At 44.3% G+C, this 12,089-nt stretch carries 7 protein-coding genes; 2 read left to right on the forward strand and 5 right to left on the reverse strand.

The window, feature by feature from the left end:
- Positions 1–52 precede the first annotated feature (52 nt).
- Both MTO98_RS06130 and MTO98_RS06135 read left to right on the forward strand, forming a co-directional pair.
- A complete protein-coding gene (locus tag MTO98_RS06130; RefSeq protein ID WP_243485728.1) occupies positions 53–625 on the forward strand; it encodes a DUF417 family protein in 573 nt (190 codons plus the stop codon).
- 268 nt (positions 626–893) lie between these two features.
- On the forward strand, positions 894–1,496 hold the full coding sequence (locus MTO98_RS06135) for a DUF1684 domain-containing protein (RefSeq protein ID WP_243485729.1): 603 nt from the start codon (positions 894–896) through the stop codon (positions 1,494–1,496).
- A gap of 82 nt (positions 1,497–1,578) precedes the next feature.
- On the opposite strand, the gene MTO98_RS06140 is transcribed toward MTO98_RS06135, so the two are convergent.
- The 5 genes from MTO98_RS06140 to MTO98_RS06160 form a co-directional block, all read right to left on the reverse strand.
- Positions 1,579–4,428, reverse strand: a complete 2,850-nt coding sequence (locus MTO98_RS06140; protein ID WP_243485730.1) for a pitrilysin family protein — start codon at positions 4,426–4,428, stop codon at positions 1,579–1,581.
- 281 nt (positions 4,429–4,709) lie between these two features.
- Positions 4,710–7,991 carry a VIT domain-containing protein gene (locus MTO98_RS06145; protein ID WP_243485731.1) on the reverse strand — a complete coding sequence of 1,094 codons (3,282 nt, stop codon included), beginning with the start codon at positions 7,989–7,991 and terminating at the stop codon, positions 4,710–4,712.
- Positions 7,992–8,236: 245 nt separating this feature from the next.
- Positions 8,237–9,232 carry a basic secretory family protein gene (locus MTO98_RS06150; RefSeq protein WP_243485732.1) on the reverse strand — a complete coding sequence of 332 codons (996 nt, stop codon included), beginning with the start codon at positions 9,230–9,232 and terminating at the stop codon, positions 8,237–8,239.
- A 12-nt stretch (positions 9,233–9,244) separates the two neighbouring features.
- Positions 9,245–10,198, reverse strand: a complete 954-nt coding sequence (locus MTO98_RS06155; RefSeq protein WP_243485733.1) for a hypothetical protein — start codon at positions 10,196–10,198, stop codon at positions 9,245–9,247.
- 68 nt (positions 10,199–10,266) lie between these two features.
- Positions 10,267–12,075, reverse strand: coding sequence for a RagB/SusD family nutrient uptake outer membrane protein (locus tag MTO98_RS06160; protein WP_243485734.1), 1,809 nt, complete (start codon positions 12,073–12,075; stop codon positions 10,267–10,269).
- Between the last annotated feature and the right edge of the window lie 14 nt (positions 12,076–12,089).

The following is a 12,089-nucleotide window of genomic DNA, read 5'->3' on the forward strand; positions in this document are numbered from 1 at the left end:
ATGTTGGAGGAGCCTGTAGCGTTGTAGTTTTGCCTTATCAAAAAACAACAATATGAAAACTTCAATCATAAATACCATAGCAGGCCTTGATCAGCTTGGTAAAAAAGCAGTTCGTTTCGGCATCGTGGTCGTATTTCTTTGGATAGGCGGTCTTAAATTTTTCACTTATGAAGCAGATGGCGTTGTGCCTTTTGTGGCTAACAGTCCGGTGATGTCATTCTTTTACAATCACCCTGCCGAGTACAAAAAACACATGAACAAAGAAGGTGAACTGATTGCCGGCAACCACCAATGGCATATCGAAAACAACACCTATGGCTTTTCTGTAGGCCTGGGCATTTTCCTGGTAACATTGGGCGTTTTGGTAGCGCTGTATAAAGTTGTGCCAATACCAAGTATGATTGCCAGTGTCCTGGTATTTATCATGACATTGGGTACACTATCTTTCCTGATCACAACACCCGAAAGCTGGGTGCCTCACTTAACCGACAGTGATTGGGGCTTCCCGTACCTGTCAGGCCGCGGCCGTCTGGTGATCAAGGATATTGTGATCCTTGGCGGTGCCATTATCACCATGAGCGAAACCGCACAGCTTTATCTTAAACGTAAAGCCACAGGCAAATAATTTAAAACACCCCAAACTATAGGTTGCTAACCTTTTGCACCTACAGGGTATTTTATAACTATCGGTAAAGTGAGTTTCGTCCTTCCGGATCTAAAACCGGGAGGGCAAAACTTAAATCAGATAGCCGCGATGTGTTGATGCCGGTGAGTTAACTTAAAGTCTGTGTGGGGTGCAGAAGGCACATGTTAAAAAAAGAGATCGTTGTACAATGACCTCTTTTTTATTATTGGTTTCTAAGTTAACTTTGAGCCTAATCCCTGCATTATACATGAAATATTTCAGCGCCGTTCTATTCCTCTTCTTTATTTGCCAATATAGCTTTGCCCAAAGCCATAAAGAACAGATTGCCTCTTTCAGGCAAAATTATAAAGATGATTTTTTGAAAGATCCGCGTTCGCCACTAAAAAAGGAAGATCTCGAATTTCTTCGTTTTTATGATGCCGATAGCACCTACCGCGTTACTGCCCGGGCGCAGCTGTTAACTAATCAGGCGGCTTTTATTATCCCCACCTTTAGCGGTACAGGCAGTCAGTATGTGCGGTACGCCCAGCTTTCCTTTACGTTAAAAGGCAAACCTGTGCAGTTAACCATTTATAAAAGTATCGCCCTGGCGCAAAACCCGGCATTTAGCAATTACCTGTTCCTGCCGTTTACAGACGCTACAAATGGTTCAGAAACATACGGTGGCGGCCGCTATATCGACCTTACTACCAAAGACATTAAAAGTGGCTCTATCATTATAGATTTCAATAAAGCCTACAATCCGTACTGTGCTTTTGCAAGCGGCTACTCATGCCCTAAACCTCCCGACGAAAACCGCGTTGATATGGCTGTTGAAGCAGGTGAAAAAAACTTTGGGAAAGGACATTGATTTCAACCACGCATAAATTATAAAACATAAACGGCCGCCTTTTGCAGGGCGGCCGTTTATGTTTTTACCGGTTGGTACTTTATTATTTGCTTGCTTCGGGAAGCAATTGCATACGGATATAGTTTTTGCCGCTCAGGTATTTTTGAGCAGTAGCTTTTACGCTTTCAATGGTTACACTGTTCAAATCTTTAGTGTAGTTATCCAATTGGTGCAAATCTTCCTTATCGTTGATTTGCCCGCTGATATAGCCCAGCCAAAAACCGTTGGTGCGTACAGCTGTTTCACGGCTGCGGATGCTTTCTGCACGCCATTTATCAATGTTTACCTGTGCAGGTCCGTTTGCTTTGATCTTGCTGATCTCATCAAGAGTTGAGGCTACCAGCTTGTCGGCATTTTTAGGGTCACAGCCAAAGTAAACAATTACCGAATAGCGTTGCGTTGGGAACTTGCTGTTGTTAGCAAAGGCCCCCGGCGAGTAAACACCGCTTTCATCTTCCCTTAAACGCTCAATCAGCCTTATTTGTAAACACTCCTTCAACGCATCCAGCTGGATCCTTTCGGCTGCGCTGTAATCAAACGTGCCCGACCAGATCAAATCAACCGATGCCTTTGGTTCCGAACCTTTGTATACGTTTTTCGCTATTTGACCTTCGGGGATATGGATGCCGAGGTCTTTAGCCTGTTCGCCCAGGTTTTTAGCCGGTAACGAGGCTATGTACTTTTCAAGCAGCGGTTTTATTTTATCGATATCAATATTACCCACAAAAGTAAAGGTCATGCCCGATGCATCTGCAAAACGCTCCTTATAAATGACATATTCACGGTCAAGGCTGATCTGATCGATCTTGGCAATGCTTGGGCCGGTACGGCGAATACTGTGATTACCCAAAACCGCGCTTAAAGTATCCTGGAAAACAGCATTAGGGTCATTAAGCCTGTTGGCAAGTCCGGCTTTTGAGCTGGTAATGATTCCCTGGAACAGGTCGGCATCCTTGCGTGGTTCGGTCAAATAACCGTAAATGAGCTCAAAAGCGGTTTCCAGGTCTTTAGGGGTTGAATTACCACCAATACCCTGCGTACGCTCGCTGATATACGGACTAACGCTTAGTTGTTTACCCGAAAGATATTTTTCCAGTTGCGTAGGGTTATAGTTACCTACACCAAATGACTCCACCATGCCCGATGCATTTTTGGCCGATTCGAAATCAGCATCGCTGTAAAGCGAAGTACCACCCGCAGAGGTAGCGCTGAACAAGATCTCGTTATCTTTAAAATCGGTTGGCTTAAGTACAACCTTAATGCCGTTGCTTAAGGTTAAGGTGGTGGTACCTAAAGCGGCATCTTTGGTTTCGCCGGTGATTTTGCCTGCCGCCGGTTCGTTAGCCAACAGTGGTTGTTTGCTCACTTCGTCATTGTATGGCTTCAGGTCTTCGGCTTCAACGTCTTTTATCCATGTGTTAACTACAGCCTCTGCCGGTAGGGTTGCTTTATCCTTTTCGGGTGCAAGCAGCATTACGTCACGGTTAGTGCTTTTAATAGAAGTCTTGGTAATTGCGTTCACCTCGCTAAGTGATATACCCGGCAATTCATTTTTTACCAGATCATATTCGTAGCTTATACCCGGCGCGGCGGTACCTTTTAAAAAGTATTGCAGGTATTCGCTCACATAACTATCCGAGTTGGTTTTGTTTTTTTCTTTTAACGCTGCTTCCATATCGCTCAGGAAGCTTTGTTTGGCGCGGTCAAGTTCGGTTTGGGTAAAGCCAAAGCGTTTGATCCTTTCTGTTTCGCGCCAGGCGGTCTTGAAACCTTTTTCCAGTTCGCCGGGTTTGGCCACAGCATAAACGCTATAAGTATCCAGCCCGCCTAAAAAGCCGCTGAGGTCAGAACCACCCTGCAAATATGGCGGGTTTGCCTGGCGCATAATCTCGGCATAACGCGCACCTACCATTCTGTTATACAAGCCACGGATAGTACTTTGGCGATATTCAGACGCTGTATGCAGGTCAAGCGCGGGTTGTTTCATGAAAACCTGGGCTACCGTTACGGTCATCTCCTTATCAGTAATAGCGATGAACTGATTTTGGCCGGTTAATGGCACCGTGTATTTGGTGCGGGGCTTTTCGGCAGCCGGCTTTTTCAAATCGCTGAACTTTGCCTTGATGGTTTTCTCCATCTCGTTCACATCGATATCACCAACCACGATCAACGCCTGCAGATCCGGGCGGTACCAATCATGGTAAAAGCGTTTAATGGTTTCGGGCTTAAAATTGTTTAACACCTCGTCGGTACCGATAGGGAGGCGTAATGAATAGCGCGAGTGATTAAGAATTACCGGCAGGTAAGCCCGTTGCATACGCTCCTGTGCACCTTTACCTAAACGTTTCTCTTCCAATACCACACCGCGTTCCTTATTGATCTCGGTTGGGTCTAATGTAGCATCCTGGGCCCAGTCACGCATGATCTGGATCCCATTTTTCAGGATCTCCGGATTATCAGACGGGATTGGCAATTGATACACAGTTTCATCAAATGAAGTATAGGCATTTAAATCGGCCCCAAAACGTACACCTGATTTTTGCAGGTAACTTACCAGTTCATTTTTTGGGAAATTTTTAGTGCCGTTAAAACTCATGTGCTCCATAAAATGGGCAAGGCCGCGCTGGCTGTCGTCCTCTAATACCGATCCAACTTTATTGGCCAGGTAAAATGTTACCCGTTTTTTGGGTTCTTCGTTGTGCCTTATGTAATAGGTAAAACCATTGGCCAACTTACCGGTACGTACGGCAGGATCAAGCGGCAGGTTTTTTTCGGCTGCAGTCTTTACTGCTTTTGGGTGATTAACCTGTGCCCAGGTTGGTACAGCTGAAAACGACCAGCTGAGCGCAAGGCCAACACTGGCCAGTAGAATAGTACTTTTTATGTTTTTCATACTTTGCTTATCGGGTTAGGATTTAGCGCTAATTTAAAAAAGTAACGGTATTAAAAACGGTTTCCATGAAATTATATAAACGCCGAAAGCAGAACGCCTGAAGCTGAAAAGCTAACAATATGATTATTAAAACTTTCAATCATTTTACCGGAATTAGTTAACCCCGTATGTTTAGCCAGGCACTAAACAGGATCTGTTGTAATTTCCAGATCTTAAACAAAAAGAGCCCCGCTGTTAGCGGAGCTCTGCCGTTGCAAAGGCCTGGATAACGCCCCGATCATCTATTTAAAATCCAGATCGCCAATGTAAACAGTGCCGTTTGTGCCTTTTTTCATCTGTAGCACTATGATCTCCTTCTTTTCGTCGTGTGTTCCGTAATGCGTAAACATTTCGGCCATAACCGTGGTTGGCCCGGCAATGGTAGCCTGCCTGTCACCGTAATAATTGATCTCTATTTTATAAGTTCCCTTGATAGCTTTTTTTAATAAAAACTGTTCCGGGCCAAAGCCCTGTGTCATATCATGCGAAATTCTGCCGCCTATGGCTGTACGATTATGGCTATAAAAGCATTTTTCATTATTAGGGTCGGTTACCCAAAGGTCAATGTCGGTATTATTCATGTTCCAGTCCATCACAATGCGAACATCAACCGGCAGTGGTTTAATGAGCTTTTTATCAATAGCAGCAATGTTGAGCCTTCCCTTATTTAGCGCAATTATCCGGTTTATTTCCGGAAGGAAAATCTCCTGGATACCACGGTACAGGCCATCGGCATCGGCAGTGTAGCTTTTGGTCATGGCGGTATAAAGCACGTCAAGCGCCTTTTGATGTTCGCCGGCATCATCAAGGGCCAAACCATAATCACGATAGCTTTGCGGATCAAGCGGGCGTAATTCGGTTACTTTTTTAAAGGCAAATACTTCGCCTTCAAAATCGCCAAGCTGTTTCAATTTATAGCCCAGCATTTTATATAGTTCATAGCTGCCCAGGTCAAGCTCGGCAAGGTTACTCAAAATCCGTTTACCCAGTTCTGTGTTGCCTGTTTTTATAAAATAATCGGCCACATCAAAATAATAAACAGGGTTACCGCTCAACGACGTTCTTAAATCCAGGTATTTTTGATACTGTGTGGCCTTGTCTGTTTTCTGGATGATCTTTAAATAATCGGCAGCGGCCGGGTTGTATGCTACGTTGATGGCCCCGTTTTTATCAACAGAATTGGCCACAGAATCAGACTGAACAGCGGCGTTCCGGGTATGGATTATCACAACACCTTCGGCGGCCCTTGCTCCATACATCGCGGTAGCATTGCCACTTTTCAAAACATTAACCGATACAATGTCATTAGGGTTAATATTGGGATTAGTAGTTGTAGCCACTCCATCAACAACATACAAGGGCTGGCTACTTCCGGTACTGGCATTACCGCGGATGCGTACCTCGGCGTTTGAACCCGGAGCCCCCGCATCGGTTACCTGTACTCCGGCTATCCTGCCAGATAATGCAGTATTAACATAACCGGGAGTTACAGCCCTGTCCTGAACCTGGCTTACCGAACTGGTAAGGGTTTGTTTTCTTTGTGCGGTATAGCCTACTACAACAACCTCGTTAAGCTGGTTTGCATTTTCCGGGGCTGCATTTGCTGAATATTGCGCCTGGCTTACTGCCCGGGAATTACCAAAAACAACCGGAGTATTAGCTTTGGCAGCTCTGCGCGGTGACACTACCGGTGTAACGGGATTTGGTGCAACTGCAGTGGTATTTTTATTTGTTGCTTTAGGTTTTTCCTCAGCTTCGATCTTGGTATCCCACCATTGTGCCAATTCTGCTTTTGTAGTGTAAGCCGTGGTCAGGTTTTCACGTATGGGCTCGTTAACCGGACCTCGTTGCTTCATGATGGCATCGTATTGGGCCTGCAGTTCGGCAGGTGGTTCAATACCGTATTGGATGTAATCACTTACATTTTCCAATACTATAAGCGACGTATTGCGGGTAATAATGCCGAACCGTTTGCCAAGCGATTCAATTTCCTGCCGGTTGGCATCGTAGTTAATATCCAGCTCGCTGATCTTTTTCTGTGCCCATAGTTTGGCCACGTCCACTCCTTCAACGGCGTTGGTTGCCAAATCAAGTGTAACTGTTTTTTCAAAACTAACCTTATCGCCATAACCATATTGCAGGGTGATGGTTTGGTTGGGGTTGCGGGTGATTCCTGCTATTGAAAATGAGTTACCAACTGCCACAGGTAAAGAGGGATAAGTTTCTTCAACCAGGGCCCCTGCCTTGATACCCAGAAAATGAAGCGAACGGGTGGTTAGCTTATTCAAGGCTTTATCGGCATTAGTTCCGTTAAGGTCTATCAGTTCGCCATGTGTTTTCAGGGCAATGAGTTTAAGGTTGCTATAATCGGCTGTTGGTGATGAATTGATGCAGTAAACCGGCTTACCGGTAAGCTTCAAAGTTTTTTCGCCAAAGGTTTGGTGACCATCGCTCATCAGCAGGTACTCATCTGCCGGGTATTGGGCCAGGTTGATATTTCCCAAATTGGTGGCACCGTCATAAGTAATGTGCTCAAGCGCTGTTTTAAGCTCAGTCCAGTCGCCGTTATGTATAGTATAACTTTTGCTGCCGGTCACTTTATTGCTGAATGTTGTAAGATTAACATCTGCATTATTTACTTTTTTGAAATAAGTATCCAGCAAGGCCAGCTCTTTTTTGCTATCGCGATTGCTACCACTTAACGATGCATCCCATAGCAGGCCGATTCGGCGGGGAAGCGGTTTATCCAAAGGCTGCGAGTTTAATGAAGTATTAATAAAGTAATAGTACTTATTTCCCTGTGCCTGCAGCATTACCTCATTTGCTTCGGCAGGCTTAGGGATTAAAAACGATAGGGGATGGTCGGGCACGTAATTGCTTTTTTCAATAGATGCCGAATAAGTGTTATGGTGGTTATCAAAATGCAGTATGTCGCCTTCTCCTTCAGCAAGCGGGGCTTCGGCATTTTGAATTACCGATGCATTGAGCGAAAATTTTTCGACAGTATCCTTAACATTTAGCGGTAGCGTAAATTTCAGGTTGCCTTTATCGGCCATGGGAACCTCTTCTTCATACCCAATGATCACCGTACGGGTGCTGTTGGGATTAATAGGATAAATACGCGTACGGAATGCGTTTCCTTCAACCTTTTCGAGCAAGCCCGGATCAACCCGACGGCGTTCAATGGCCTCAAATGTTACAGTTCCCTTACCCCTGTCAACAGGTACAGCCTCGCGCATTTTGCCATTAATGTCCAGCGCGTAACGGCTCACGCTCACGCCATCCTTTAACGGAAATATCAGCGTACCTTCTAAAATGCGCGAAGTTGAGTTAAAGAAAGTCATTTGCCAGGTGGTGCGGCTGATGTTGCCATAAATAGCGACGTCAACTTTTAACTGTTGCAGCTTAACGCCATTATTGCTTTTACCATCAACCGTAAGCTGCGGGCTTTGCGCATAAACTGTTACTACAGGTAGTACAAACAGTATAATTGCAAATAGTGGAAAGGAAATAATCTTTTTCATGGATACTTATTTCCCATAGGATGCAGGGATTTAAGCGTTTCCATAAAATGATTTAAAAAAATTACTGCTTTGAGAAGTTGTGTACCTCCGGCACAACAAAAATTTATTTATTTCATTTTCTACAAACCTTTTGCACCTCTGGTGCAATTCATCCAATCTTTGAGCTATGGGCATAAATAAAAAAGGATCTAAAACATCTCAAAAAATAGATGCTTTAGATCCTTAAACTTTAAAAGAATATATTATTATCCCTTTTTACCCTTTGCTTTATCGCTGTAAGTTAGTTCAACAGCAGGGTTTTGGCTGTATGCTTCCCAAAGGGCATCAAGGCTTTTACCGGTTAGGGCTACCCATGATTGGTCGGAATACTGATGAGCGCGTAATTGCACATCCAGATCGGCAATTAAACCCGGCTTAACGTTTTTTTCGAGCCATGCAAAAAAGCGGGCTGTTACGCGGTAGCTGTTGGTATAATGTTGTTTGCTGCTAAAAGCTGGCAAATACCATTTTGAACCTACGTTATCAACGCCGTATTTATACCTTACGTAATCGGCTATGCCTTCTGTTAACCAAACCGGCCCGGCACTGTAGCCATAACCCTGAACCAGGTGCATGGTTTCGTGGGTTACCACATCGATATCGGTTGGGTGCGCTTTGAAATATTTAGTGCTGAACAGGATGCGGTTACCGCTCGCTTCTGCAACACCGCCGTAAGCTGTATCCGTTACAAATACAACACTTTTGGTTGTTTTTTTATTGAAGGTTTTGATCAATACCGGGAAAATTTCAAAGTAGGTATCAATTAAACTTTGCTGCACAGCCGGGTCAATGTGTTGGTTTTTGTTTATAAACACCAGCTGAAAGCCTTTCTTTTTAATAGTATCTGCCGAAACCCAGTTTTTTGCCAGTGCTGCTTCCATAGCTTTTTCCAGTTTCTTTTCAGACAGGTCTTTAACCAGGGCAGCGCTGATCTCCATTTTACCATCTTCGGCGGTAATTGCAGGGCTATCAGAAAGAGCAACTGATAAATGTTTTTTGGTGTGATAGCTATTGGCCCGGGCAAAGTCGGGATAAATGCTGTAGAAAGCTTTTGTAAGCTTCTCTCTTGATTTTGCATCTAAAGCGCTGCTATCTGCAGAGAGGTTTAAATGGTATTCTTTCAAATCATTTTCCTTCTCTTGCGCAAAGCAGGTTCCTACGCTGCATAAAAGGGCAAGGAATAATAGTTTTTTACTGATCATTTTTATTTTTTATTAATAAGTAATTCCCGGAAAGTCTGTACGGGCTTTTTCGAGTTGTGGTATCCAGCTGTTTCCATGTTCGTCTTTATCGCCAAAAGCGGTTAATGCAAGCTGTTTCAAATCTGTGCCTGCTGCGCCGCTCCAGAAATGGATAAACTCGCCCATATTTAAATCCCTTGAATATTCGGGGAAGGTTTCTTTGCCGTTATTAAAGGTTTGCTTAGGGAAGTATTTTGCCAGTAGTACAAAGAAGTTGTTTAATACCTTTGTTTTTCCGTACTGGGTATAAACAGGGTAAAACCAATCCCTGAACCAATGTGTGCCTGCACGCGGAAAGCCATCGGCAGTAGTTAATTTCATATTTTTCCAGCGGGCTGCATCGTCATCACGGCCAAGACCAAGATAAAGGTCATACTGGTAAATTTCCATCCACTTGCTATCATGCCAGATAGGGAAAGCCGGTGAGCCATGTACTCCTTTTGCAGCGCCTTCAACAATGTGACCTATTTCGTGGGTTGACAGGTCGATGTCATTGCCGATGCCGGATGTCCATGCGTTAGGGTCTGACGAGCCGCAGTCTGTTACATTATGATAATCATGACTGGCATCCATATAAGTTGAGGGATGTCCGCCGGAATATTTGCCGGCATGAAACACCGCGTACAACCGCGGATCATTGCCAAAGCTTCCGTAAGTTTTTTTGGTATAGTTCCAGGCTTGCGCCATATAGGTTTTAGGCCATGTAACAGCCGGTTTCACATCGGCGTCATAATAAAGCACTACGCTGGTGTCATAGTAAACCCTGTTAAGTGTTTGCGCATGTTCAAACCAGTGTTCTTTCCAGGTAGCGGCCGGAGCCGATGGGTCTGTACCTACGCCGGGTTGTTTGGGTGGAGCAGTTATTTTTTTGCTGCAGCCCCCAACGGCAATACCCAGCAAGCACATACAATAAAATGTTCTTTTCATTTTGGCAGATTTTCAAAAAAGCCCCGCATTAAGCGGGGCTAAATTTAATGGTATTGCGTCAATTTTAATTACCAACCGGTATTTTGAACCATGTTGTTATTTTTCAACACTTCGTCGTTGGGGATCGGGAACAGGTAATCGCGTTTTTTGAAAACCCGTGTTTCAAGTAGCGTTTTGTTATAAAAGCTATTATCGCTTTTGCTCATGTCCATGCCAAAAAATTGGCCGGCATCAGTGCTTTCGGCTATTTTCCAGCGGCGTGTATCAAAATATCGCGCGTTTTCAAAGGCAAGTTCAACCCGCCGCTCGGCACGGATAGCCAGGCGCATATCGTTTTGATTTGCAGGTGCAGGCAAACCGGCGCTTCCATATGCAGGCACATCTGCACGCTGACGGATTAGGTTAAGATATTTCAAAATATCTGCATCTCCCGGGGTCGACTCATTAAGTGCTTCAGCATAATCCAGATAGATATTTGCAAGCCTTAACATGATGGCTCCTCTGGCACCGTCACTTTTAGTAACATCTTTACGCACGGTATAACCAGTTGGTGTAACATCTGATGTACTTTGTGAGCGCCCGGAGTTTCCGTTTAAAGTAAAATCGGTAATAAGCGTTGAACCTGATACCTGGTTTAACCAGTAGCTGTTGGTATACGTTACGCCTACATAAAAACGAGCTTCGCGGCCTACCCATGGGTTAAAGGTGTTTCTGGCTGCCACATCAAAAGGTGCTTTAAAGCTTGAAAAACCAGTTGAAACATAGCCGGATGACTGATCTGTGATAGGCAAACCGTTGGCCATAAAATAAGCGTCAACCATGGTTTGTGTTACACCCAATGCACCACCACCCTGGTTAGCAGAACTTGGCGTAGCGGCCCCAACGTGTTTGGGGGTACGGTCATACTGTGTATAGCTGCCACTATTTGACCGCGCAAAGATCCACTCACTATTCCAATCGGTAGTTACAACATCCCGGCATGATTTATAGGCAGCCATAAAAGGATCGCTGTCCGTTTCCTGGAAAAGCTGGTACGTGGTAGGTACAAAAGTGGTAATGAACGATTTGGCGGCAGTAGCTGCGGCTGTCCATTTGGTTACATCAACCGTTTGGCTTATAAGTTGCTTGCCATCCTTGTTTTTTAAAGCAGCATAATCAGTATTTCCGTTGTAAAGCGGACTGGCTTTCAGCATTAAAGCTTCAACCTTGTAGGCTTTACAAATACCACTTGTGATCCTGCCGTATTGTGCCGAATTTGGCGTAGCTTCTAAATCTGCAGCTGCGCCGTCAAGTTCAGAAACCACGAAATCAATACCTTCATCAAATGAATTGCGGGGTAATCTTAAATCGGTAATAGGAGCATTAACATCCAATATCTTGTCACCTATAATTGGTACCGGCCCATAAGTACGCAACAACCAGAAGTAGAAAAGGGCACGCAAACCTCGCGCCTCTGCTTTATAGGTCTTTTTTACGTTAGCATCAACTTCGACCGGGTTAGCACTGTCAATGTTTTGCATAAAATACGTTGCATTACGTATAGCTATATAATAGGCATTCCAATAAAAGCCCACGTCACCATCGGTATTGCTCCAGGTGCTCGCATTCATATTATTACTATAATTAAAATCCCAGTTATATTTAGCCTCATCAGATGATGCTGTCCATGGCCCTGAATTACCTGTACCATTATAGCGCTGCGTTAATTCATTGGGAATAGCACTGTAAATATTAGCTAAAAAGTTATCGGTATTGGTTCTGGAAGTAAATATCTTATCAGTTGTGATGATATCATCAGGAACCTGGCTCAAATATTTTTTGCATGAACCCAGGCTTAACGCAAGCACACACAAACCTATATATGTATATTTTTTCATTTTCTTTTACTTAT

This window comes from Mucilaginibacter sp. SMC90 (assembly GCF_022811725.1).
Classification (GTDB): domain Bacteria; phylum Bacteroidota; class Bacteroidia; order Sphingobacteriales; family Sphingobacteriaceae; genus Mucilaginibacter.